At 42.2% G+C, this 24500-nt stretch carries 21 protein-coding genes; 9 read left to right on the top strand and 12 right to left on the bottom strand.

What is annotated here, in order from left to right; translation table 11 throughout:
- The first annotated feature begins 32 nt into the window (after window positions 1-32).
- Together ACUXV2_RS05280 and ACUXV2_RS05285 are read left to right on the top strand one after the other, a co-directional pair.
- Window positions 33-392 (top strand): YisL family protein, encoded by a 360-nt coding sequence (locus ACUXV2_RS05280; protein WP_446246001.1) that lies wholly within the window; start codon window positions 33-35, stop codon window positions 390-392.
- Between the two features lie 214 nt (window positions 393-606).
- Entirely contained in the window at window positions 607-3543 is a 2937-nt protein-coding gene (locus tag ACUXV2_RS05285) for a bifunctional diguanylate cyclase/phosphodiesterase (RefSeq protein WP_446246002.1), read from the top strand.
- Between the two features lie 157 nt (window positions 3544-3700).
- On the opposite strand, the gene ACUXV2_RS05290 is transcribed toward ACUXV2_RS05285, so the two are convergent.
- The gene (locus tag ACUXV2_RS05290) at window positions 3701-4264 is read right to left on the bottom strand and encodes a DUF2777 family protein (RefSeq protein WP_446246003.1); all 564 of its coding nucleotides are present in this window, start codon (window positions 4262-4264) and stop codon (window positions 3701-3703) included.
- Between the two features lie 148 nt (window positions 4265-4412).
- On the opposite strand from ACUXV2_RS05290, the gene asnB reads away from it, so the two are divergent.
- The gene (asnB, locus tag ACUXV2_RS05295) at window positions 4413-6269 is read left to right on the top strand and encodes an asparagine synthase (glutamine-hydrolyzing) (RefSeq protein ID WP_446247003.1); all 1857 of its coding nucleotides are present in this window, start codon (window positions 4413-4415) and stop codon (window positions 6267-6269) included.
- A gap of 166 nt (window positions 6270-6435) precedes the next feature.
- Here the strand turns inward: asnB and ACUXV2_RS05300 are convergent, their stop codons facing one another.
- The 4 genes from ACUXV2_RS05300 to ACUXV2_RS05315 form a co-directional block, all read right to left on the bottom strand.
- On the bottom strand, window positions 6436-7818 hold the full coding sequence (locus ACUXV2_RS05300; protein ID WP_446246004.1) for an ammonium transporter: 1383 nt from the start codon (window positions 7816-7818) through the stop codon (window positions 6436-6438).
- Window positions 7819-7896: 78 nt separating this feature from the next.
- Window positions 7897-8238 (bottom strand): P-II family nitrogen regulator, encoded by a 342-nt coding sequence (locus ACUXV2_RS05305; protein WP_446246005.1) that lies wholly within the window; start codon window positions 8236-8238, stop codon window positions 7897-7899.
- 232 nt (window positions 8239-8470) lie between these two features.
- The gene (locus tag ACUXV2_RS05310; protein WP_446246006.1) at window positions 8471-9823 is read right to left on the bottom strand and encodes an MATE family efflux transporter; all 1353 of its coding nucleotides are present in this window, start codon (window positions 9821-9823) and stop codon (window positions 8471-8473) included.
- Window positions 9824-9916: 93 nt separating this feature from the next.
- The gene (locus tag ACUXV2_RS05315; protein ID WP_446246007.1) at window positions 9917-11677 is read right to left on the bottom strand and encodes an alpha-glycosidase; all 1761 of its coding nucleotides are present in this window, start codon (window positions 11675-11677) and stop codon (window positions 9917-9919) included.
- A gap of 289 nt (window positions 11678-11966) precedes the next feature.
- On the opposite strand from ACUXV2_RS05315, the gene ACUXV2_RS05320 reads away from it, so the two are divergent.
- From ACUXV2_RS05320 to ACUXV2_RS05340, 5 genes are all read left to right on the top strand, one after another.
- Entirely contained in the window at window positions 11967-13247 is a 1281-nt protein-coding gene (locus tag ACUXV2_RS05320) for an extracellular solute-binding protein (protein ID WP_446246008.1), read from the top strand.
- A gap of 153 nt (window positions 13248-13400) precedes the next feature.
- On the top strand, window positions 13401-14687 hold the full coding sequence (locus ACUXV2_RS05325; protein WP_446246009.1) for a carbohydrate ABC transporter permease: 1287 nt from the start codon (window positions 13401-13403) through the stop codon (window positions 14685-14687).
- A gap of 2 nt (window positions 14688-14689) precedes the next feature.
- Window positions 14690-15532 (top strand): sugar ABC transporter permease, encoded by an 843-nt coding sequence (locus ACUXV2_RS05330; RefSeq protein ID WP_446246010.1) that lies wholly within the window; start codon window positions 14690-14692, stop codon window positions 15530-15532.
- 37 nt (window positions 15533-15569) lie between these two features.
- Window positions 15570-17108 (top strand): alpha-amylase family glycosyl hydrolase, encoded by a 1539-nt coding sequence (locus ACUXV2_RS05335; RefSeq protein ID WP_446246011.1) that lies wholly within the window; start codon window positions 15570-15572, stop codon window positions 17106-17108.
- A 195-nt stretch (window positions 17109-17303) separates the two neighbouring features.
- Window positions 17304-18329: a LacI family DNA-binding transcriptional regulator gene (locus tag ACUXV2_RS05340; RefSeq protein ID WP_446246012.1), complete on the top strand. Its 1026-nt coding sequence runs from the start codon at window positions 17304-17306 to the stop codon at window positions 18327-18329.
- A gap of 103 nt (window positions 18330-18432) precedes the next feature.
- On the opposite strand, the gene ACUXV2_RS05345 is transcribed toward ACUXV2_RS05340, so the two are convergent.
- The 5 genes from ACUXV2_RS05345 to ACUXV2_RS05365 all read right to left on the bottom strand — a co-directional run bounded on the left by ACUXV2_RS05345 (window position 18433) and on the right by ACUXV2_RS05365 (window position 22618).
- Window positions 18433-19302, bottom strand: coding sequence for an SDR family oxidoreductase (locus ACUXV2_RS05345; protein ID WP_446246013.1), 870 nt, complete (start codon window positions 19300-19302; stop codon window positions 18433-18435).
- A 171-nt stretch (window positions 19303-19473) separates the two neighbouring features.
- On the bottom strand, window positions 19474-20823 hold the full coding sequence (locus tag ACUXV2_RS05350) for a CoA-disulfide reductase (protein ID WP_446246014.1): 1350 nt from the start codon (window positions 20821-20823) through the stop codon (window positions 19474-19476).
- A gap of 104 nt (window positions 20824-20927) precedes the next feature.
- The gene (locus ACUXV2_RS05355; RefSeq protein WP_446246015.1) at window positions 20928-21419 is read right to left on the bottom strand and encodes a YajQ family cyclic di-GMP-binding protein; all 492 of its coding nucleotides are present in this window, start codon (window positions 21417-21419) and stop codon (window positions 20928-20930) included.
- Between the two features lie 147 nt (window positions 21420-21566).
- Window positions 21567-21698, bottom strand: a complete 132-nt coding sequence (locus ACUXV2_RS05360; protein WP_446246016.1) for a DUF3941 domain-containing protein — start codon at window positions 21696-21698, stop codon at window positions 21567-21569.
- Window positions 21699-21769: 71 nt separating this feature from the next.
- Window positions 21770-22618 carry a DegV family protein gene (locus ACUXV2_RS05365; protein ID WP_446246017.1) on the bottom strand — a complete coding sequence of 283 codons (849 nt, stop codon included), beginning with the start codon at window positions 22616-22618 and terminating at the stop codon, window positions 21770-21772.
- Between the two features lie 539 nt (window positions 22619-23157).
- On the opposite strand from ACUXV2_RS05365, the gene ACUXV2_RS05370 reads away from it, so the two are divergent.
- Window positions 23158-24012 carry a YitT family protein gene (locus ACUXV2_RS05370; RefSeq protein ID WP_446246018.1) on the top strand — a complete coding sequence of 285 codons (855 nt, stop codon included), beginning with the start codon at window positions 23158-23160 and terminating at the stop codon, window positions 24010-24012.
- 70 nt (window positions 24013-24082) lie between these two features.
- Here ACUXV2_RS05370 and ACUXV2_RS05375 read toward each other — a convergent pair whose 3' ends face one another.
- Both ACUXV2_RS05375 and ACUXV2_RS05380 read right to left on the bottom strand, forming a co-directional pair.
- A complete protein-coding gene (locus ACUXV2_RS05375) occupies window positions 24083-24274 on the bottom strand; it encodes a DUF3813 domain-containing protein (RefSeq protein ID WP_446246019.1) in 192 nt (63 codons plus the stop codon).
- A gap of 1 nt (window position 24275) precedes the next feature.
- Window positions 24276-24428, bottom strand: a complete 153-nt coding sequence (locus ACUXV2_RS05380) for a hypothetical protein (protein WP_171910678.1) — start codon at window positions 24426-24428, stop codon at window positions 24276-24278.
- Between the last annotated feature and the right edge of the window lie 72 nt (window positions 24429-24500).

Genomic DNA, 24500 nt, shown 5'->3' on the forward strand with positions numbered 1-24500 from the left:
AGCGTAAACAATCTTGCTGTGGGAGGTTCACTATGTTTGATAACACACATGCCCATATTACAACCTGGGCGATCGCGATTATTCTTTTCTTCGTAGCCGTAAGATTACATAATGCCGGCAAAGCGAAAGGCATGAAAGTAGTTCAGATGATTCTTCGTCTGTTCTATCTGCTCATCATCCTGACAGGGGCATTATTGTTCTGGAAACACCAAGGCATCAATCCTGCCCTGTATGGTATAAAGGCATTGGTGGGGATTTGGGTCATCGGTATGTTTGAAATGATCCTTGTACGCATGAAAAAAGGGAAAAGCACGAAAATGTTCTGGATTCAGTTGATCATTGCCCTCATCATCGTACTCGTCTTAGGATTCCAGCTGCCGCTCGGATTTTAATACTGTTTTGAAAAAGAGTCTGCTTTCAGCAGGCTTTTTTTATTGGTGTGGTTTTAATGAGGTATGACCGAAGAGGCTTACTGACTATCCGTGGAAAGCGAAGTCTTTCATGGAAACCAGATGCGGCATGATCAAAGAATAAAAAATAAATATCCAAAACTGTCGAATTGTGGTATTTTTGTAGTATCATGTCTTTTAAGAGTAGGTGTGGAATATGATTACGTCCTTTCAGTACATATACAAAGACGAAAACTCCTTAAAGCAGTTTATTCAAGAGAATGATTTACATCTATTTCCTTCTCTCCTCATTCAAGCCTTCGTCGGTCATTCTTCCATTACGTTCATCACTTCGCTTCAAAAAGAAGTAAGTGATTTATTACCCCAGGCAACGCTTATCGGCTGCAGTTCAAATAGTCAAATATTTGAGGGATGTCTCACTTCCGAGATCGTCCTTTCTTTTACAGCTTTTGATAAGACTGAGGTCAATGCTATTCTGCTTGATGCAGCAGACCTTAACCCTCCTGATGCCGGTGAACGACAGTATAACGAACTGATCCGGTTTGATACAAAAGCAGTGATTCTTTTTGTCAGTCATCTAAAATTGAATATAGCGGATATCCTCGAGGGGATGACAAAGGACAATGATGAATTCAAAATTGTTGGGGGAGTATGTGCCGATGATCCGGAAGTGCGGCCTTCATTTGTATTCACAAACGATAGAATTACCCGTAACGGATTGGCAGCCGTTTCTTTGAATCATTCTGATTTACACGTTCATACGTATGCGCTGGAACATTGGCAGGAGGTCGGTCCCTCGTTTGAAATCACGAAATCGGAAGGGAACATGATTTATGAAATAAATCATAAGAAACCTCTTCAGCTGCTGGAAAGGTATTTAGGAAAAGCTTTCGTCAAAGAACTGCCGGACTCTTCCATTGAATTCCCGTTTCTATATCAACGGGGAAACGAAAAAACAGCTGTTTATGTTATTAACATCTTGCCGCACGGTGCAATTGAAGTAAGCAGGGAGTTAAGCGAGGGGGACATGGTGAGCTTCGGCTTTGTAAATGTCCAGGATTTGCTGCAATCCACCACCAAGCAATTGAACAAGCTAAAGCGGCGTCCGGTGGAGTCCCATTTTGTGTACAATTGTGTTGCAAGAAAAAGATATATTCGGGATTTTACCAATCAAGAGCTTTCTAAATTGAATTCCATTGCAAGTGTAAACGGCTTTTTCTCCTATGGTGAGTTTGGTTATGATTACAATAAGAAACCCAAACTCCTGGCCCATTCGTTGACCTACATAGGGATTTCGGAAGAGGTCAGGGAACCTCTTGGTGATTTTAAGACAGATTTCCAGCTGGCTCCTGAAGCAAATGCGATGATGTCTTTGACAAATTTGATCAATACTGCTTCCACCGATATCAAAGAACTTACTCAAAATATTGAAATATCCGAAGAGTATTATCGTTCTCTTTTTGATAACAATACGGATTTTGTTTACAGTACCGATTTGAGGGGGCGTTTCACTTCACTGAATCCTTCGTTCATCAAAACATTCGGTTACAATGAAAAAGAGCTCATCGGTAAAAATGCATTGAATTATATCATGCAGCAGGATCAACAAAGGGTAAGGAGACATTTTTATCGTGCAATGGACGGCAGGGAACAGTATTATGATCTTCCCATTGCCACTAAGGATGGAAAAATCAATTACTTCCAAATTAAAAATATACCGATTACGGTAAATGGTCAGTGTGTAGGTATATTTGGAATTGGGAAGGACGTCACCGAGCAGAGACAGTCGGAAAAGAAGATTACCCAGCTGGCATATTATGATGGAGATACTGATTTACCAAACAAGCAAAAGTTCAGGGAGATTATCGATGAACATACTCATCGGGCAAAAAAGAAAAAACGGGAGTTAGCGGTACTTTTCATGGATATCGACCGCTTTAAAATCATCAATGATACGCTCGGGCACAGAGCAGGCGACCTCATCATTAAAGAGCTTGCCCAGCGTCTGGCGGAAACACTTCCCAAAGGTGCGTACCTTGGCAGGTTCAGTGGGGATACATTCACTGTTCTTTTATCGAAAAACGTGAATGAGGAAAGCATCTCTTCGTTGACTGACGCTATTTTAAAGGTTATCAGGGAACCTTTTTCGTATGAGGGGAAGGAATTCTACATGACCGTAAGTATAGGAGTAGGAATATACCCAAGGGATGGTGAAAAATCCTCAGAAGTACTGCGCAATGCGGATGCCGCTTTAAATTACGCAAAAGCCAGAGGGGGGGACAATGCTGTCTACTTCTCTAGGGATATGAATGAGGAAACAATGCGTAAAGTGGAAATGGAATCTCACTTGCGTAAAGCCGTTGCAAAGAATGAATTATACATCGCCTATCAGCCGATCATTGAAGTTCCGAATGAGTCGATGATCGGGTGTGAAGCACTCCTTAGATGGCAGCATGAAGAGATGGGGCTTATTTCTCCGGGGGAATTCATCCCGCTGGCGGAAGAAACCGGATTGATTCAGGAAGTGGGGAGATGGGTGCTGATCCAGGCGTGTGAGCAGCTGAAAACATGGCTGGATAAACAGCTTGGAGATTTCTATATTTCTGTAAATGTATCAGCCATTCAATTCCAGCATCCCTCATTTATAAGTGATGTTAAGGAAGCTTTAAGGGTTTCGGGGCTGCCTGCGAAGTACCTCTGCCTGGAACTGACAGAAACCATCATGCTACATAATGCATCGTATTCGGTTCAGGTCATGAAGGCGCTCTCGGAGTTGGGAGTGAGACTCGCGATCGATGACTTTGGTACAGGTTATTCATCGTTAAGCTACCTGAAACTCTTACCGATCGATATTTTAAAAATTGACAGGTCTTTTATACGCAATATGAATGATCATTCCCCGGATATTGCAATTGTACAATCCGTATCAATGATGGGACAGGGGTTGAACCTGAAAGTGGTGGCTGAGGGAGTCGAAACACCGAATCAGCTGAAGCTGCTCAAACAACTGGGGTGTGATTATGCACAAGGTTTCCTCATTGAAAAACCGATGGATTCCAGCAGGATGGATGAGTTTTTAAGGGAATATAATTTAGTTGCACTTCAGGGGACAATGACAGGGCAATACAGATAAATAAAAAAATCGTGCTTCGCGGATGCCGGTCGTGAAGCGCGATTTTTTATTTAAAACGATTTATTGCATGCAGAATTTGATAGCACGAAAATTTGCTTTGTTTGTAAATAATGGCGGATCATATAAAGCCATCCGCCACCTCACGGACACCATCATGTCACATATTGAAGTTCTCGATTACGATCCGTTTCCCCGTACTGAGAGTAAATTCGAAGCGGTCCCGCTTCTTTTTGTAGTAAGTAAAGTGATGCTGGACTGCACATACTTCCTCACCATTATCAAAGTTGATAAAATTTACGCCCTGTTTCATTTTCTGGCTGCCCAGGAAAACAAGATGATTGTGACAGAATATACAATCATATAGTGAATAGTTTAAATTGTTTAAGGTAGATATAAATTGAAGGAAAGCATCATCGGAAATGTCATCAATCAGGTTTTCCAAAGAAAAGAGAATGTTCTTCTTAATTTGGATCCTGTCTCCATCATTCATTCTTATTCGTTCATATGGAGTGGCGATAACCCCGTTTTCCAGAAGTACACCGGTGATCCACGTATCTTCCCTGAAAAGCCTGATTTCGTGATTGATATAAAATTCCAATTCTGATTCTTCATCTGCATCTATTTCAAAAAAAAGCCATATGTCTTCATCAAAAAGGACGGTTCCTTCTGAAAATGCTCTCTTTTGGGATTTTAGGATGTTTGATCGGTAAATGTTACTCAAATGAATATCCCTCCTTAACTACATTTCTTATCATAATTATCATATTTCATTCATGTAAAGAATGAGTGAGGCAATTAACCATTTATCTTGAATTGCATAAGATAATCTATGTGTCAGAGAGCCCAGTTTGATTGACCAGAAAGTGAGGATGATCACAATGTGCGGAATTACAGGTTGGATACATTATAAACGAAATCTTTCAAACCAGGAAAAATTAGTGGAGAAAATGGCAGAGACACTGTCTAAAAGGGGTCCGGATGAAACGAATACATGGGTTGATCAACATGCGGCATTTGGTCATAAACGTCTGATCGTAGTGGATCCAGAAGGTGGAAGACAGCCGATGAGCATCACTCATCAGGAACAGACGTATACGATCTGTTATAATGGCGAGTTATATAATACTGAGGATTTACGTGCCGTGTTAAAAGGGAAAGGGTACTCATTCAAAGGGCATTCAGATACGGAAGTGCTTTTGACATCCTATATTGAATGGCGTGAAGAATGTGTAAATCATTTAAATGGGATTTTTGCATTTGCCGTTTGGGATAGTCAAAAGGAGCAAGTGTTCATCGGAAGGGATCGAATGGGCGTAAAGCCTTTATTTTATTTTGAAAAAGATGGGGGCCTCGTGTTTGGCTCTGAAATCAAGGCTTTGCTTGCTCATCCTGATAGTAAAGCACAAGTGACGCATCAGGGATTGGCGGAAGTATTGGGCCTTGGACCTTCCCGGACACCGGGTGAAGGTGTATTCAAAGATATGAAGGAACTGCGGCCTGCCCATGCACTGACTTTTTCGAAGGATGGGTTGAAAATATGGAGATACTGGAATGTGAAGAGTGAGCAGCATAAAGAGTCGTTTGTGGAAACCGTCGCCAATGTGAGATTCCTGTTATCAGATGCCATTAAACGCCAGCTTGTATCAGACGTTCCCCTTTGTACATTTCTATCAGGTGGAGTGGACTCAAGTGCCATTACTGCGATCGCTGCCAATACTTACCGCGACGAAGGTAAGGGGAATCTTCATACCTATTCAATCGATTATGAAGAAAATGATCAGTATTTTACCAAGAGTGATTTCCAGCCGAATTCCGATGCGCCTTGGATTGAAAAAATGTCCAATGAATTCAATACCATTCACCATCGCTGTGTCATCAGTCAGGAAGTACTGAAGAACTATCTGATTGAAGCAGTTCATGTAAGGGACCTGCCCGGTATGGCAGACGTCGACTCATCACTGTTATGGTTCTGTAAGGAAATCAAAAAAGATTTTACCGTCGGACTTTCAGGTGAGTGTGCGGATGAGATATTCGGGGGCTATCCGTGGTTCCACCGTGAGGATGACTTTAACCGCAGAGGCTTCCCGTGGATGCGATCGGTTGCCGAAAGGCAGGGGCTGTTAAAGGATGACTGGAACAAAAAGTTGAACCTTCAGGAGTATGTACTTTATCAATATGATAAAACGGTGGCTGAAACGCCTTTATTGGACGGAGAAAATGAAGTGGAAACGAAAAGGAGGCAATTATTCTATCTGAATTTAATCTGGTTCATGACGACGTTACTGGACCGTAAAGACCGGATGAGTATGGGGGCGAGCCTCGAAGTACGGGTTCCATTCGCCGATCACAGATTGGTAGAGTACGTATGGAATATACCGTGGGAAATGAAAATGCATCAAAATAGGGAAAAGGGAATCCTCAGGAAAGCATTGGAAGGAATTTTGCCTAATGAAGTCCTTTACCGAAAGAAAAGCCCATATCCCAAAACACATCACCCTGTCTATACAAAATTAGTGAGTGACTGGTTGAATGAAATTTTAGAAAATAAATCCAGTGTACTGTACGAATTGTTTAACGAACAAAAGTTAAAGGAAATCGTCAAAACGGGTGGAGCGGCGTTCCAGGTTCCTTGGTACGGGCAGTTGATGACAGGCCCGCAGCTTCTTGCTCATCTTGGGCAGATTCATGTATGGTTTGAGGATTATGGAATACAAATAGTCGAGTAGAAAATGATATTGCGATAATGAGAGAAGCCCGTAACGGATGTATACCGTTCCGGGCTTTTGTGATGTATGGATAACACAATGATCATCGATCCATCAACGCAGCTCCTCCTGTTCATAAGAAAGCCCCATCCGCATTAACGGATGGGGGGCTTCTGTCAATGATTCATCAAACCGTATTACGCTGATCTACCTTGCTCATCTTACCGGTACCGATCGAGTTTAGACGTTCCACAAGATCGGTTCCAAATGGGGAAGGAGTTGCATTTGATTCAAGCACCGTATCTTTTAGTTCATATGCATTCGACCCGTGTTCTGTGAAATCAAGTCCGGATAATTCTTCTTCCCTGGATACCCGGATGCTTGAGAATCGGGTGACGATGAAGAGGAAACCGCCAACTGTGACTGACGTCCACGCGATGACAGCGGCAATTCCCAACGATTGTGCCGCAAGTAACGATGCTCCGCCTCCGTAAAATAATCCGTTTTGGATATCGAATAACCCGACAGCTGCAGTTCCCCAAATTCCGCAAATACCATGAACTGCAATTGCTCCTACAGGGTCGTCGATCTTGAATTTCGAATCAAGTATTGTAACAGCCTCCACTAAGATGACTCCGGCAATGAGACCGATGATGAGTGAGCCTGCCAATGATACGTTTGCACATCCTGCTGTGATTCCGACCAATCCACCCAGGGCCCCATTGAGGGTCAGGGAAGGGTCCACCCTTTTGAATCTGACTAACGTATATAGGGCTGAAGAAAGAATTGCTGCAGATGCGGAAAATAATGTCGTTGTAATGACGTGAGGCACTAGTTCAGGGTCAGCTGCCAAGCTGCTGCCTCCGTTAAAACCGAACCAGCCAAACCATAGGATGAATACACCGAGAGCTCCTATAGGGATATTATGACCTGGAATGACATTTGCTTTTCCTTTGGAGTATTTTCCGATGCGGGCACCTAAGAATAATACCGTAATGAGAGCTCCGACTGCTCCTGTTAAATGGACGACTGTAGATCCGGCGAAGTCAACAAACCCCATTTCCGAAATCCATCCGCCGCCCCATACCCAATGGCCGACTACAGGATAAATGACGCCTGTCATGACGATCGTCAATAAAATATAACTTTTCAGCTTCATGCGCTCAGCAACGGCTCCAGAGATGATCGTGGCACAGGTAGCGGCAAATACGGACTGAAAAAGGAAAAAGCCTATATCTTCCCGCCCTGACAGAAAGAAGCTGTCAATCCCGACTACTCCACTGGCACTGCTGCCAAACATCAATCCAAAACCAATGAGGAAATAAAGAACAGATGCAATGGAAACGGTGAGGAAATTTTTCATCAAGATATTAAGCGCGTTTTTTGCACGGGTGAATCCCGTTTCGACCATTGCAAACCCGGCATGCATGAAGAATACTAGAAAGGCGGCGATCATGACCCACATGGAGTCCACGGAAGCTTGAACGGTTTCTGCGGATGGGGCAGCGGCTAGAGCGGAAGTACTAATACCTAGTGACAGAAACAGCAATACAGTAATTTTTTTTATCAATGATATCCCTCCGATTAGTAAATAATAGGCGTTTTCTAAAAGGTTGTTACTTTACGTACATTGTGAATTAGAGAACATTTATAGAACGGCTGGTTTTCCTCGTTCTCCTGTGCGGATCCGGACAACTTCTTCGACGGGATAAATAAAAATCTTCCCGTCCCCGACGGTTTCGGTACTGCACTGTTCCACGATCAGATCAATGATCCCTTCCACCTGATCATCGTCGACAACCATTTCAACCTTCACACGCGGAACCAGATTGATTTCAAACTTATTGCCGCGAAAAATTCCCTGTTTTCCTTTTTGCTTTCCGCATCCGGCTGCTTCTGAAACAGTTAATCCGCTGAAGCCTCGCTGACTTAGTGCTTCACGTAAAGAAATAAAAGCCTCTGCCCGGATAATCGCTTCCACTTTTTTCATGATTTTCCTCCTTTTAAAAATTTTTGATTATTAGATGTTAGGTTTTATAACATCAATTTGTTATATTATTTATCATATTCAGAAAATAACAAAATATCAAGTACTAATTTTATATGAAAGCGGTTAAATGTTAAAAAACCTTACATTATTTTTCCGTGAACGGGGTAAATGATAAAAAAACGAGCCATTCAATTTGAATAGCTCGTTCACGATATTTGTGTGATCGCTTCTTTTATACATTTTTATGACTGACAAACCCTTTTTTCATCCAAACTTTAGAACGCCAGCGTTTCAACATGATTAATCCTCTCAGCCACTCATCTGCAATGAAGGATATCCAAATGCCGATAAGTCCAAGACCGAACCAGATTCCAAGAATGTAGGACAATGTGACACTGACACCCCACATCGAAAGAATGCCCATATAAACAGGGAAACGTACATCTCCGGTCGCCCTTAATGAATTGATGACGACCAGATTGAAACTTCTTCCTGGCTCAAGGATGATGGTTAAATAGATTAGTATTTTTCCAAGTGATATGATTTGTTCATTATCAGTGAAAATACGTAAAAGAGGGTCTGCAAAAATCGTAAAGACCCCCGCCATTGCAAGTGAAATGATAATGGCGATTTTTAAACTTCTTAAACACCGTTCGTATGCATTTTCGTATTCTCTCGCACCCACCAGGTGGCCGATTAATATCTGTGTTCCCTGACTGATGGCGACACTGAATAAAAAGATAAACATCATTAGATTTTGTGCGTACACTTTTGTCGTCAGTGCATGGGTTCCGATGCTGGCGATGAAGTACGTAATGACCATTTGCGAACCATTATAAGAAAGGTGTTCCCCTGCTGATGGGATTCCGATGCGCAATAAATTCTTAACATGGGAAAGGGGAAGCTTGAACAACTTTCTGATCGGCAGAGCATCAGGGATTCTCTTCATGATGACGATGATCGCTACAACAAGTCCAAGCAGCCTGGAGGTGACTGTTGAAATGGCTACACCTTCCACCCCTAAAACAGGAACGCCGAAAGGTCCAAAAATAAATAAGTAGTTGCCGATTACGTTAATGATATTCATTCCGATCGTGATGTACATGGCGTCCTTCGTGAAGCCGTAACTTCTCATGATTGACCCTGCAGTCATAATCAATGCTTGAATAAATGCGAATCCGCCTACGATTTTTAAATATGAGGATGCCTCGCTCATCAAAGACTGTGGCAGATCCATGGAAGAGAGTATCGGTCTGGTGAAAAGAATCAAAGCAAAACTTAGCAAAAGACCGAATAGAAGATTCACCGCGAGTGAAACGAGAGAAATCTCTCCTGCGAATGTTTCCTCTTTGGCTCCTAAATGCTGTGCCACAAGTATCGCAGTACCAGTAGCAACAAAGCCGAACATGACGATGATGAGTGACAGGATTTGATTGGATACACCGACAGCAGCCACGGAATCATCAGAGTATTGGCTGAGCATCAATGTATCGGCATTCCCCATGAGCATATGAAGGAAGATTTCGATGAAGATAGGCCATGTGAGAGCAAACAAGGTCATCTTTTTTTGCGTTTTGTTGGTCATAAGTTACTCCTTGTTAAGAAAAGTTCGATAAAAGAGAGAAGGGGACTAACTCATCATGCTAAGTTAGTCCCACTATTTGCAAGGAATCAAGAGTTAAAAGTGAAGGATGGCAAATCCGTACTCTTCAAGTTCAACTTCAATGGTTTCTGCTTCGGCAGCGAATTCTTCATCATTCCAAAGGTTGACAATCTTCTTGCCTTTTAAATCGAATGGCAGGGAGTAAGTAGTTGCCTCAGCCTTGCAATTCAGAAGGATGAAGATTGTATCTTCTCCATTTGATTTAGTGAAAGCGAGGCAGCCATCTTGAGGTTCGGCCGGTAAGAAAGAGAGATTCCCTTCATTAGCTAGTAAAGGATAGGTGCGGCGGAGCTCGATGTGCTTTTGAACATGACGAAAGAGCTCTTCGTTATGTTTCTCTCGTTCCCAAGGGAAGCATTTTCGACAGCCTGGGTCCTGTTCGCCAGTCATGCCGATTTCATCTCCATAATAGATACAAGGTGTTCCGGTAAATGACAGCATGAAGCTGTATATTTGTTTCAGCCTGCGAATATCCTCTCCACACTCTGTCAATATCCTCGGGGTATCATGACTCCCCACTAAATTAAAATTAACTTCATTAACGTTCTTTGGATACATGTTGGTGACGCTTGTTAAATTTTCAACAAATTGGGACGGAGAGATGGATTGTTTAGCGAACAGGTTAATCATGTTCGTCGTAAACGGATAATTCATGACGGCATCAAACTGATCCCCGCGAAGCCAAGGCATGGAATCGTGCCAAATTTCCCCCAGGATATACAAATCAGGTTTTATTGATTTGACTTCTCTTCTGAAGTCCCTCCAGAACTGGTGGTCCACCTCATTTGCAACATCAAGGCGCCAGCCGTCAATATCGAACTCCTTCACCCAGTAGCGTCCGACTTCAAGTAAATAATCGCGCACTTCTCTGTTTTCGGTGTTTAATTTAGGCATTGAAGCCTCAAAAGCAAACGTGTCATAATTCGGCGGTGTGCTCTCGGTATTCAATGGAAATTCCTTCACGTGAAACCAGTCGCGGTAAGGCGATTTATCACCATTCTTGAGAACATCCTGAAAGTGTGAGAAATAAAAGCCGCTGTGATTGAAAACGGCATCCAGCATGACTTTTATTCCGTTTTCATGGCATGTACGCACTAATTCCTTCAATGTTTCTTTTGTACCGAACTGCGGATCGATTTCAAAATAGTCGATTGTATCATATTTGTGATTGGAATGAGCCTTGAAGATCGGAGTGAAATAAATTCCTGAGATCCCTAATTCTTTGAGGTAAGAAATGTTTTCGATCACCCCTTCGAGATCACCACCGAAGAAATTTTCTCTTGAAGGTTCAGCGCTTCCCCATTCAAGTGTTCCATCCGGATCGTTCTGTCTATTGCCATTTGCGAACCGTTCAGGAAAGATTTGATACCAGACCGTGTCCTTTACCCACGAAGGAGCCTGGAAGACATCAGTAGAATGTAAGAATGGAAAACAAAAATAATCCCCAATGTCCGATGAAGGATCAATGGAAAAACCTTTTTCTCCATAAAAGATTTCCTCATTCCCATCATTAAGGACAAAACCGTAACGGAGGCGTCTGAAAGGAGGTTTCAATGAAGCGAACCAGTAATCAAATAGTTGATCGCTGCCTGTCAGGGCCATTTCTTTTTTATCATAAACCCACTCCCCGTTTTCCCAATGATACGGATCACCATGGAGGAGAACTGCGGTTTTTATATCATTTTTCTTCGTTCTGATTCTGATATGGAGCTCTTCATTAGTGCAAGCGTATGCATAATTATCTTTTGGTCGATGATAAATCGCTTCTAATAACATCCATGTATCCTCCTTTTTGCATTTTCATTTAAAGAGTAGTCTACTCTCATAGTGTTGTCAATAAAACATATCATCAATGTGGAAGCGTTTTAGTATTTTTCTATAAAACATAAAAATATTAAAAAAACTATTGCTTAATCACAGTTAATTTGTATAATAGGAAATAGGTTGTGCAATCGCTTTCACACATAATTGTAAGCGGTGTCTATTGCACCGGAATCTAGTTATATGTGCAAACGGTTGTACAATCGGGGAAATATTATTTTACCTATACTTAGGAGGGGTCAAGATGAAGAAAGCATTATCATTATTAATGGTAGTTATGCTTGTTTTAGGGGCGTTGGCTGCTTGTGGTCCTAACCGCGAAGAACAGTCTTCAGGAAACAAAGACAGCGAGAAAAAAGCTGACGATGCAAACAAGCCTGAAAAGCTGGTTATCTGGGAAGATCAAGAGAAAACTGGATGGCTGGATGAAGTAGGTGCCAAGTTTACAGAGGAAACTGGTATCGAAATAGAAGTGAAAGAAGTAGAAATGGCTACTAAAATGAAAGAACAATTACGTCTGGATGGTCCAGCAGGTACAGGTCCTGACGTATTGACTCTACCACACGATCAAATTGGTGAACTTGCTCTTGCAGGTCACATTGCACCATTAGAGGTTGATGGAGAAATTGAAGACCGCTTCACTGAATCTTCAATGACAGCTCAAAGCTATGATGGAAAACTTTATGGTCTTCCAAAATCTTCTGAAACACCGGTATTTGTTTATAACAAAGAATTAATGGAAGAAGCACCAAAAACAATGGATGAAGTATATACATTCGCTAAAGATTTCACTAAAGGTGGAAACTACGGCTTCTTAGCGCTATGGGATAACTTCTACTTCGCTCATGCTCCAATCGGTGGATTCGGCGGATATGTATTTGCTGAAAATGATGGAGCGTTAGATTCAAAAGACCTTGGCTTGAACAATGAAGGTGCTGTAGAAGGTACTGAATATATTCAAAAATGGTACTCAGAAGGTTTATTCCCTAAAGGTATCATTGGAGAAAATGGCGGTTCTGCAATGGATGGTTTATTCGGTGAAGGGAAAGTTGCTTCCGTTATGAATGGACCATGGTCTTTCCAAGGCTACAAAGATGCTGGAATCGACATCGGTATTGCTGCTATGCCTAAACTTCCAAACGGAGAGCCAATGAAAACATTCATGGGTGTTAAAGGATGGCATGTATCCGGATACTCTGAAAATAAAGAATGGGCTCAAAAATTCATCGAGTTCATCACTCAAGACGAGTATGCTAAATTACGTTTCGAACAAACACAAGAAGTTCCAACGAACCAAGGGTTGATCGACGACCCTGCGATTGCTGAAAACCCAGGTGCCAAAGCGGTTGCTGAACAGTCTCAATATGCAGTTCCAATGCCTAACATTCCAGAAATGGGAGAGGTATGGGGACCAATGGCTGATTCACTTCAAACGGTTGTAACTGGTAAGCAAGAGCCTAAAGCAGCTCTTGACGCAGCTGTGAAGCAAATCCAGCAAAACATCGAAGCGAATCATTCTAATTAATCAAGACCATAGCGGTACCTTCTCCTAGTGGAGAGGTACTGCTATCCTTTTAAAGACCCATTCAAGGGCTTTAAGAAGAAGAAATACGTTTCTGCCTCTTAAAGCTCTTGAAGCTTAAGCAAATACGTTGAAGTATAGAAAGGGGACTATAGGATGGAGCGACAATCCTATCAATCAAAACATAGAAAAACAGCGCTGGCCCTTTCCATCATCCCGGGACTCGGTCAGTTGTATCATAAACAATATGTAAAAGGCGGATTTTTCCTGATCATGACAGCCGCTTTTATCCTGGTATTCAGAGATTTGATCAGTTACGGTCTGTGGGGGATCACAACACTTGGTACGGACGTATCCTACGGAGATCACTCCATCTTTTTGATGGTGTATGGAATTCTTGCAATCATCGTTTTATTATTCGGAATCGGTTTTTATCTATTTAATCTGCGCGATGCATATGTAAATGGAGAGAAAAGAGATAGAGGGGAACAGCTTAGTACGATCAGAGAGCAATATAGAAACTTGGTAGATAACGGGTTCCCTTATCTTATCATGTCACCAGGTTTCCTGCTGCTGGTGTTCGTAGTCATCTTCCCGATTATCTTCGTTGTCCTTCTGGCATTCACAAACTATGACCTGTATCATTCTCCGCCGGCAAAGCTGGTAGACTGGGTCGGGATTCAGAACTTTGTTGATATCTTCAAGATTGATATTTGGAGAGAAACATTCATCACTGTTCTAGCATGGACGCTTGTGTGGACATTTGGAGCGACGACACTTCAGGTATCGCTTGGTATTTTCCTTGCAATCCTTGTGAATCAAAAAGACTTGAAAGGGAAAGCGATCATTCGTACAGTATTCATTTTACCATGGGCGATTCCGGCGTTCGTTTCCATTCTTGTTTTTGCAGGTATGTTTAATGAATCGTTCGGGACAATCAACCGGGACATTCTCGCTTTTCTGGGAATTGGTGAAATCCCGTGGATGACAGAGCCGATGTTCACAAGGCTGGCTTTGATCTTCATTCAAACATGGTTAGGGTTCCCGTTCATTTTTGCCATGACCACTGGCGTACTTCAATCAATTCCTGATGAATTGTATGAGGCTGCGACGGTTGACGGAGCGTCGATATTCCAGAAGTTCAAGAATATCACTCTGCCGCTTGTATTATTTGCGACGGCACCGATCATCATCACACAATATACATTCAACTTTAACAACTTTAACGTGATTTATTTATTCAATGGCGGGGGACCGGCTTTAACAGGACAGAACGCAGGTGGAACAGACATCCTGATTTCATGGATTTACAGCCTGACTATGACGTCCGCTCAATACTCCAAAGCAGCCGCCATTACATTACTGCTATCCGTAATCGTCATCACTGTAGCGATCTGGCAGTTTAAACGCACGAAATCATTCCAAGAAGAGGATATGATGTAAAGATGAATATGAAAAGACAGAAACTTATACGTTTAACATTTTCTTATCTGGCCATTGGTATTATGTTTGCGATCATCCTTTACCCTGTAGCCTGGATCATCGGTTCTTCCTTTAATCCAGGGCAGAGTTTATCAGGATCATCAATCATTCCGAAAAATGCGACGCTTGCTCATTATAAGGAATTATTTGATCTTGAACGTAGCAATTATCTGATCTGGTACTGGAATTCATTAAAAGTAAGTTTATCAACGATGGCACTTACGGTACTCCTGGTAAGCTTGACGGCTTATTCCTTCTCCCGTTATCGTTTTGCGGGACGGAAAAATGGGTTAATGACATTCCTGATTCTGCAAATGATTCCTAACTTCGCTGCATTGATTGCCATTTTCGTCCTGGCGTTGTTAACGGATCTATTGGATACTCATATCGGGTTGATCCTTGTATATGTTGGCGGGCAGATACCGATGAACACTTGGCTGATGAAAGGTTATTTGGATACAATTCCAAAAGAGCTGGATGAATCAGCAAAAATGGACGGTGCAGGACACCTCAGGATCTTTTTCCAAATCGTCATGCCACTTGCCAAGCCAATCATTGCGGTTGTCGCTTTGTTCTCATTCATTGCACCATTTGCAGACTTCATACTCGCAAGTATCCTGCTTCGCTCTGAAAAAATGTACACGCTGCCGGTTGCTCTCTATGATATGGTTGCAAAGCAATTCGGTGCCGAATTTACAACGTTTGCAGCAGGTTCTGTGTTGATTGCTGTTCCAATCGCATTTTTATTCCTGTTCTTCCAGAAATACTTCGTTTCAGGATTGACGGCAGGGGGTACAAAAGGATAATCTTATAGGCGTTACTAACTATTGAGGAGGAGCGGAGATGAAAAGAAGAGTACTATCTCTCATTTTAGTCCCGTTTCTTCTTTTTTACGCCCTTCCGGTAGGTGCAGTTGAAAAAGAAGAACGAAAGTGGCAGGATGAAACAATTTATTTCCTAATGGTAGATCGCTTTAACAATGGTGATCCAACAAATGATAAAGAAGTGGACACGAAAGATCCAAAGGCTTACCAGGGCGGTGATTTTCAAGGGATTATCGATCGTTTGGATTATATCAAGGATATGGGATTCACTTCCATATGGCTGACGCCGGTCTTTGACAACCAGCCAAAAGGATATCACGGATATTGGATCACGGACTTTTATAAGACTGACGAGCATTTCGGTTCGATGGAAACGTTTAAAAAGCTTGTGGATGAAGCGCATAAACGAGATTTGAAGGTCGTACTTGATTTTGTCGTCAACCATGTGGGGCCCGAGCATCCCTGGGTTGATGACCCTGCTAAAGAGAGCTGGTTCCATGAGAAACAGCCTATGAACTTCTCTGACAAAGAAAGTCTTCAAAATGCATGGCTATATGATCTTCCAGATCTAAACACAGAGAATCCCGAAGTAAGGGAGTATCTCTTTGATGCAGCTAAATGGTGGATTAAGGAAACTGATGTGGACGGGTATCGTTTGGACACAGTGCGCCATGTCCCTCAAGATTTTTGGAGTGAATTCAGTAAAGAAGTGAAATCAGTGAAAGACGACTTTTATCTTCTTGGTGAAGTATTTGATCGTGACCCACAGAAGATAGCGGAATATAACGACGTTGGAATCGATGGATTCGTTAATTTTCCTCAAGCTGAAGAATTACGTTCAGTGTTTAACAAACCAGATACTTCAATGGACAGACTGTTTAATTTCTGGAAGTATAATGAAACATTCTATGAAGATCCCTATCTAATGGGTACGTTTATAGATAACCATGATATGGAACGTTTTACGCGTTTATTGGTACAGGAAAATGTTTTCCCAGGCACGCGTTGGAAGCTTGCCTTAACGTATATGTACACGACTCCCGGAATACCGATTGTTTATTACGGGTCTGAGATTGCCGTAGATGGAGGGGAAGATCCGGATAACCGGCGGCTGATGAATTTCAGGGCTGATAAAGAACTGATCGATTACATTACAACACTCGGTAAGGTTCGTCAAGATTACCCTGCTTTGACAAGAGGTACGATTGAACCGTTGTATGAAAAAGAAGGAATGGGTGTTTACAAACGCACATACAAAGATCAAACGTTGGTAGTAGCGATCAATAATTCAAGTGAAACACAAATCGCTGAACTTGAAGAAGAAGATCTTGCTGAAAACAATGAACTTAAAGGGTTACTTTCGGATGACCTGGTGAGAGTTGATGAAAGCGGAACGTATAAGATCGCGCTGGATCGTGAAGAGGCGGAAATCTATTTGCTTAAAGCCAAAAGCGGACTGAATATTCCATACCTATCGGCACTGGCAGCGGTCTATGTATTGTTTTTATTATTTATTTACCTCGTATGGAAACGTGGAAGAAAAAAAGGAAACTCTTAAACAAATGGGCTCTTTTTTGAGCCTTTTATCAGATATTTAACTGTAACTATATTTATAAAGTTGGAAGCGCTTCAATCCTGGTTGGAGCTTGAAAAGAGCAGGTTTTCAGACTTATTCGATATGTTTCATAACGGACGAAAAGAAATTGTCTCATAGAATTCAGCAAATCATTTTTAACAGAAGGGGGGAGAACCGATGGCTGTTACGATAAAAGATGTTGCGAAACTCGCAAACGTCGCACCATCTACCGTTTCACGCGTAATCGCAAACAACCCGAGAATCAGTGAAAAAACAAAACAAAAAGTCAGGGAAGCGATGGATCACTTAGGGTATCATCCCAATTTCATCGCACGAAGCCTGGCAAATCAGTCAACCAGAGTATTAGGCCTTGTATTGCCCGGCTCAGCAAGCACCTTCTCGCAAAACCCTTTCTTCCCTACAGTCTTGAGAGGGTTGAGTGAAGGGGCTCATGAGAAGCAATATGCACTTCAAATGACGACTGGGCAATCTGATGAGGAAATTTACGAAGGTGTCGTTCAAATGGTTCAAGGAGGACGAGTGGACGGAATCATCCTGCTTTATTCAAAAGTCGAAGATAAAGTAATGAACTATTTAAAAGAACGTAACTTCCCTTTTGTCATGATAGGGAAACCTTATAAATACTGCGAAGAAATCACTCATGTGGATAACGATAATTTCAGGGCTGCCAGGGAAGTAACAGATTACCTGCTCGAACTCGGGCATGACTGTATCGGTTTCATCGGAGGGGATCTGAATCTTGTTGTTACAGTCGAGCGTTTATTGGGCTACGAGAAATCGCTTAGAGAAGCAGGTCTTGACTTGAAAGACGAATACATCATACACGAAGAGTTTCTCCGGGAAGGTGGAAGGGAAGCGATCAATGAATTGATGCAGCTTGAACACCCTCCGACAGCGCTGGTCGTAGCGGATGATTTGATGGCTTTAGGAGTATTGAATACGCTGGATGAAATGAATATATCTGTACCTGATGATATCTCCATCATCAGCTTCAATAACGTTCTGCTTGCAGAAATGTCCCGCCCTCCATTGACTTCGGTGGATATTAATATATTCAACCTTGGGAATGAAGCGGCTAAAAGCCTGATTCAAAAGGTGGAAAACCCAAAGGACCCAATCAAACGAATCATTATCCCCCATGAGATCGTGAAGCGGGCTTCGTGCAGCAAGAGAGAGAGCTAACATAAAGGAGAGACCAAGGCTTAACGTTATGCCCCGGTCTCTTTTTTTTGCTCGTAATCCACACTGCAGGCTATATTAATTATCGAGCGTCAAACTATCAAAATCAACCGTTCACTACCGCACCGCCATTCACATGGATCATCTGCCCGGACACATAGGTTGAATCATCGCTTGCCAGATATACATAAGCAGGAGCTAATTCAAAAGGCTGTCCCGCTCTTCCCATTGGAGTATTGGCACCGAACTGGGATACTTTTTCTGCACTGAAGGTCGATGGGATGAGTGGTGTCCATATCGGCCCCGGTGCAACGCCATTGACCCGTATACCTTTAGAGGCGATGTTTTCTGCCAAAGAGCGGGTAAAGCTGACGATCGCCCCTTTAGTCGATGAGTAATCGATAAGATCTTTATTTCCTTTGTAAGCTGTAATCGAAGCCGTATTAATAATCGAAGCTCCTTTTTTTAAGTGAGGCAGGGCAGCCCTGGTCAAATAGAACATTGAAAAGACATTCGTTCTGAAGGTGCGCTCCAGTTGTTCATTGCTGATGTTTTCAAGGCCATCCTGCGGATGCTGTTCTGCTGCATTATTTACGAGGATGTCCAATTTTCCAAACTGTGATATCACTTTTTTGATGATGTCTTCACAGAATGTTGCGCTGCCGATATCGCCTGAAAGAAGCATGCACTGAACACCTTCTGCTTCAACAAGTTCTTTTGTTTTGTTTGCATCCTCATGCTCATCTAAATAAGAAATGGCCACATGGGCACCCTCACGTGCGAAATACCATGCGACAGAACGGCCGATTCCGCTGTCGCCTCCTGTAATGAGGGCAACTTTTCCATCCAATTTACCGCTTCCTTTGTAATTTTGATCGGTGTGGATCGGCTGAGGATTCATTTCATCTATCGTACCTGGCTGATGGTCCTGATGCTGAGGGGGAAATGTTTGTTTTCCATTTTGCTGCTGTGACAAACTAAAACACTCCTTTTAATGAAAATGGATGGTCAATTATTTACACCTTATTCTCTGATTAGTGTTTACCCGATGGATACAATTATTAACATCATTAACCGATTTTTATCATAAATGAATAATCCTGCTCAAAAAAAGAACAGACCCAATAGGAGTCTGCCTCTCATATGATCATGAACCCATCATCTTCTCTGCCTTATAGCCGATCATATTTAATAAGCCTTTTGGGGATGAGAAGGGAGGGGCATAACAGGTTTCAATCTCCTGGAGCTGTACGACAGTCAGACCGCCGGTAATGGCGGTGGAGAGTACATCCAGTTGTTTATCGACCCCTTCGCCTCCGACGACATTCCCTCCAAAGATTTTCCCGGAGTCAGGACAGAAATGGACCCTTACATACACATCCTTGCTGTCCGGATAATATCCTGCATGAGATTTGCCTTCGTGGGTGGCCGTCATGTACTTCGTTTTGCGTTTGGAAAGTTCTTTTTCACCTAATCCTGTCGAGGCAATGGTCAAATCAAACACTTTCGCGATTGCACTTCCCAGCATGCCTTTAAAAGGCACAGGACGCCCAGTGACGTGTTTTGCAATGATATAGGACTGGCGATGTGCCGGCCAGGCAAGCGGGACTTGTTTCGGGCTGCCGTCAATCAAGTCGAATGACTCGACTGCATCACCCACAGCGTAGATAGAAGGGTCATCTGTCTGCATGAACTCGTTTACCTTTATCCCTCCGGATTCACCCACAGTCAAATCAGCCTGAATGGCGAGTTTATTATTTGGTTTGATGCCGACTGATAAAAGAAGGAAGTCAGTTTCGATGGATTCTCCGTCATCCAGCTGGATTTCCGTTTCTGAAATGATCTTGTGAAGTCCGTTTTGCAAATACACTTTTACGCCTTTTTCCTTCAGGTGTTGTTGAACCTTTAATGCGGTTTCTTCATCTATGACACTGAGAACATGATTGGAGCGTTCTACGATACATGTATCTATTCCGAGGTGTGTCAGATTCTCTGCCATTTCCACACCGATAAATCCACCCCCGATGATTGCACCGGCAGAAGGTTTCTTCGTTTCCAGATAGTTTTTTAAATTATCCATATCTTCAACGGTCCTAAGAGGGAATGAAGGAATTCGATCAAGTCCACTGATATCCGGAATGAATGGTGAAGCGCCAGTCGCTATGATCAGGGCGTCATAGCTTTCTTGATATTCCTCGTTGTTTAAAAGGTCTTTGATACGAATGGATTTCTTCTCTCGATCAATCTCTACGGCTTCATGCTGCATCCTGACATCAATATTTTTTTTAGCCTGCAGTTTTTCAGGGGTATAGGCAAATAAATCTTCCCGTTCTTTAATCACATCCCCGAGATAATATGGCATTCCACATGCACCGTAAGAAAGGTAAGAAGTCCTCTCAAGCAGGATGATTTCCGATTTGTCGTCTAATTTTCTTAGCTGAGATGCCGTTGTGGCACCACCGCCAACAGCACCTATCACGATAATTTTTTTTCTCATTTTTCTCCTCCGTAAACGTATCTTATATTGTTATTTAATGGGTAGATGGGATAAAAAAAGTCTAATGAGTATATTGTACCCATTAGACTATGTAAGATAACAAATCAGCGGAAGTTTACAAATTGAACATCGATGGATAAATCCGCTTCCCTTACGGCTGAAATGATTTTTTGAAGGTCATCCTTGCTTTTTCCTGTCACGCGTACCTGGTCATCCTGTACCTGGCTTTTCACTTTCACACTTGAATTTTTGATGATTATATTGATCTTTTTCGCATTTTCTTTATCGATTCCCTGCACCAGCTTTGCGCGCTGCCGGACCGTTCCGCCCGAAGCGCCTTCAAGCTTGCTGTAATCAAGGTTTTTGACAGGCACACTGCGTTTGATCAATTTACTTAATAACACATCTTTTAGTTGATTCATCTTGAATTCATCATCCGAGATCAACACGATTTCTTCTCCATCCAGTTTGATATCACTCTTGCTTCCCTTGAAATCATAACGATTTTGAATTTCTTTAAGGGCGATTTGAATGGCATTGCTTACTTCAGACATTTCCACCTTTGAAACGATATCAAATGAGCTTTCTTTTGCCATGAGAGGTTCCCTCCAATTACTATATTCTTCTATTATTATAGACAAGTGTCCTTGGGATGCACAACTATGAGGAATGTTGAACTAAAAGAAGAAACCACCTGGAGCTCCAGATGGTTTCTCTTTTAACATGAATTTAGGCCGAGAAGGTCAGATATGATCCGTCTTTTTGGAATATTGATTCTTTCCGGCTTGACGGTTCAGTTCTTTCATTTTGTTTTTTTCTTCATGCAGTGCCTGGTTGTCTTTTGCTTTTTTATCATTATCAGAAGTGTGAGGCATTGTTCGAACTCCCTTCAATATATAGAGTGCTTCTCAAATAGTATGACAAATTGAAGGGAGGTTTATGAGTGTCAACGAAGGAAAAATACTGCCAATGTACCTGTTCCTGTATGAGAACCGACAGCGCATCCAATAATATTGATGTATACATCTTTTGGGGAGAACTTTTCTTCTATCATCTTTTTCATTTCCAGGGCAAGCTCTTCATCATCACCATGACTTATCGCGATTGTCTGCTGTGAAAGATTTGAACCGCGTTCTTCCATCAGTTCAAGGATTCTCTTCAGGAGCTTCTTTTTGCCGCGGTGTTTCTCGATTGGGACTAGCTTTCCGTCCTCGACATGAAGAAGAGGTTTGATATTGAGCAATCCTCCTAAAAATGCAGATGCTTTTGAAACACGTCCGCCTTTGGCAAGATAATCAAGGTCTTCAACGGTAAAGAGATGTTCCACATGTTCAGCATGATAGGTGATGGCATCAATGATTTCTTCATGGGAACCGCCATCCAGGAGGGTCTTTAATGCATGTTGCACAACAAGGCCATAGCCGAGTGATGCACACTTGGAATCAATGATGGTAAGGTCTAGCCCTGGATAATCTTCTTTAACCTGATCGCGGATCATTACCGCTGTTTGATAGGTTCCTGAAAGTTGAGAAGAGAAGGCGACATAGATACCTTTCTCATCCTTTTCGGCAAGCTCGGTAAATTTCTTCAGGAACGTTTCCGGGGATACTTGAGATGTTTTCGGCATATGCCCTTCACGGATTTTGTCAAATACGGCTTTCGGTTCGATACTGATGAGGTCTTCGTAGTCCTGTCCTTCAATATGTACTTTAAGTGGGAAAAATTCTATGTTGTCCTGATCGAAAAATTCTTTTGGCAGATCGCTTGCACTATCAGCAAATAATTTTACTGTCATTATTCTCATCCTTTTATCTTTACTTATAGCTTTAGTCTAGCTATTTTTCAGTAAAATGACAATCTATTCCTGTGTTAATTTATTCGGTTTATCATATTTCTGCATTGATTAAGAACGACTGTAATCACCGCTGCCCCATTCCGTGCAAGACTTCGCTTACCGCGGGTGACCCGTGTGAGCCTCCTGATCAAGGGGTGAAACTGTCCAGCTCCAGGGCTTAGAAGCACATGTCATAAGCCAAACCGACCAAGAAGGCAAAGAACGCCTTCATGGCCGATTCGTCTTATGCCATACGCTTCTGGGCAAAGCCCCTCCGCTTTTCGGATAGGAGTCTACGTCTTGCACTCCAATCAACCGCTGGATAGTTCTTGATATAATAATTTTGAAAAATATGCAGCTTTAATAAACTTACAAATATTTTGTTACTGTAAGATTATTTTTTTATAAAAATTCATTCAATCAGGTGAACTGCTGCAGGAGTTTAGGTATGATATTTTGTGGAACATATTTAGTAGTACATAACAACAGGAGGTTTGTGCATGAACAGGGATAACGTTCATTTAGAAGCAAAGAAGTTTGTGGTCGTTCTCATCGGGGCGGTTTTGGGTGCGATTGCCATGAACTTTTTCTTGATACCCGCTAATGTCTACGCAAGTGGATTTACCGGAATGGCACAATTATTATCAAGTATCATTAAAGAATTTACTCAGTTTAATGTATCCACCGGTATTTTATTATTCATCTTAAATATACCTGTAACCATAATCGGTTGGTTTAAGGTTGGAAAGTCTTTTACTGTTTACAGCTTTATCTCAGTATTCCTGACTTCTTTCTTCTTAGAAATCATCCCGGTCATTCATTTATCACCGGATATCTTGTTGAATGCGGTCTTTGGCGGTGTCATTGCCGCGGTGGGCGTGGGCCTGACCTTGAAGTGGGGTGCGTCTACCGGTGGGATGGATATCATTGCGATGATCCTTTCCCGGATGAAAGATAGGCCAGTTGGGTCGTATTTCTTTTTAATGAATGCAGTCATCATCATATCGGCAGGTTTCTTATATGGATGGGAAAAAGCATTGTATACACTCGTTACACTATATGCCTCAACCCGTGTCATTGATGCCATCCATACACGACACGAGAAATTGACGGCAATGATCATTACGAAGAAGTCACAAGAGCTTCGCGAAGCGATTCACTCAAAGCTGATGAGAGGAATCACAACGGTTCCTGCTAAAGGGGCTTTTTCAGGAGAGGCAAAAGAGATGATGATCATCGTCATATCACGCTATGAGCTTTATGAACTGGAACATACAATTAAAGAGGTCGACCCCAATGCCTTTACCAATATCGTTCAAACGACAGGCATCTTCGGTTTCTTTAGAAGAGATTAAAAATGTTGATGGAGTAAAAATACTGAAAAAAGGTTGACCTTTCTGATGGAAGGTCAACCTTTTTGCTCGTTTATTGGAGAGTATTCAACTCATCTTGAAGGGCGCGTAATTGGTGTTGTTCCTCTACATTGCAATTTGCATATGCAGAAGATAAGGCATTTTTTGCTTTGCTTACAGATGCTTCGGTATTTCCACCCTGTGCTGCGGCCTGTTTCGCAGAATTGACGGCTTGCCGCGCCTGCCGGAATAAAGGGTTGCTCATGTTAAATCCCTCCTAAAGAGGAGTCTTCCACTTTAGATGACAGCTTGTTTGCCTCTGCCTCGGCATAGGTTAAATGATACGGAATACGTTCATCATGTTTTGCTACAGCAACTTTACCTTGTTGTACAAATCGTTTCGATTTATTTCTACCCACTGCAACCACCCCTTTTACAAGCTTTGAACACGAATGTGTTCTCTTGTAGTATGGCTTAAATCAGAAGTGTTT

The sequence above is a fragment of the Rossellomorea sp. NS-SX7 genome (assembly GCF_052828565.1).

Coding starts and splice junctions, on each gene's coding strand:
- ACUXV2_RS05280 (WP_446246001.1), top strand. CDS start 33: ATGTTTGATAACACACATGCCCATATTACAACCTGGGCGATCGCGATT.
- ACUXV2_RS05285 (WP_446246002.1), top strand. CDS start 607: ATGATTACGTCCTTTCAGTACATATACAAAGACGAAAACTCCTTAAAG.
- asnB (WP_446247003.1), top strand. CDS start 4,413: ATGATCACAATGTGCGGAATTACAGGTTGGATACATTATAAACGAAAT.
- ACUXV2_RS05305 (WP_446246005.1), bottom strand. CDS start 8,238: ATGAAAAAAGTGGAAGCGATTATCCGGGCAGAGGCTTTTATTTCTTTA.
- ACUXV2_RS05310 (WP_446246006.1), bottom strand. CDS start 9,823: ATGACCAACAAAACGCAAAAAAAGATGACCTTGTTTGCTCTCACATGG.
- ACUXV2_RS05315 (WP_446246007.1), bottom strand. CDS start 11,677: ATGTTATTAGAAGCGATTTATCATCGACCAAAAGATAATTATGCATAC.
- ACUXV2_RS05320 (WP_446246008.1), top strand. CDS start 11,967: ATGAAGAAAGCATTATCATTATTAATGGTAGTTATGCTTGTTTTAGGG.
- ACUXV2_RS05325 (WP_446246009.1), top strand. CDS start 13,401: ATGGAGCGACAATCCTATCAATCAAAACATAGAAAAACAGCGCTGGCC.
- ACUXV2_RS05330 (WP_446246010.1), top strand. CDS start 14,690: ATGAATATGAAAAGACAGAAACTTATACGTTTAACATTTTCTTATCTG.
- ACUXV2_RS05335 (WP_446246011.1), top strand. CDS start 15,570: ATGAAAAGAAGAGTACTATCTCTCATTTTAGTCCCGTTTCTTCTTTTT.
- ACUXV2_RS05340 (WP_446246012.1), top strand. CDS start 17,304: ATGGCTGTTACGATAAAAGATGTTGCGAAACTCGCAAACGTCGCACCA.
- ACUXV2_RS05350 (WP_446246014.1), bottom strand. CDS start 20,823: ATGAGAAAAAAAATTATCGTGATAGGTGCTGTTGGCGGTGGTGCCACA.
- ACUXV2_RS05355 (WP_446246015.1), bottom strand. CDS start 21,419: ATGGCAAAAGAAAGCTCATTTGATATCGTTTCAAAGGTGGAAATGTCT.
- ACUXV2_RS05360 (WP_446246016.1), bottom strand. CDS start 21,698: ATGCCTCACACTTCTGATAATGATAAAAAAGCAAAAGACAACCAGGCA.
- ACUXV2_RS05365 (WP_446246017.1), bottom strand. CDS start 22,618: ATGACAGTAAAATTATTTGCTGATAGTGCAAGCGATCTGCCAAAAGAA.
- ACUXV2_RS05370 (WP_446246018.1), top strand. CDS start 23,158: ATGAACAGGGATAACGTTCATTTAGAAGCAAAGAAGTTTGTGGTCGTT.
- ACUXV2_RS05375 (WP_446246019.1), bottom strand. CDS start 24,274: ATGAGCAACCCTTTATTCCGGCAGGCGCGGCAAGCCGTCAATTCTGCG.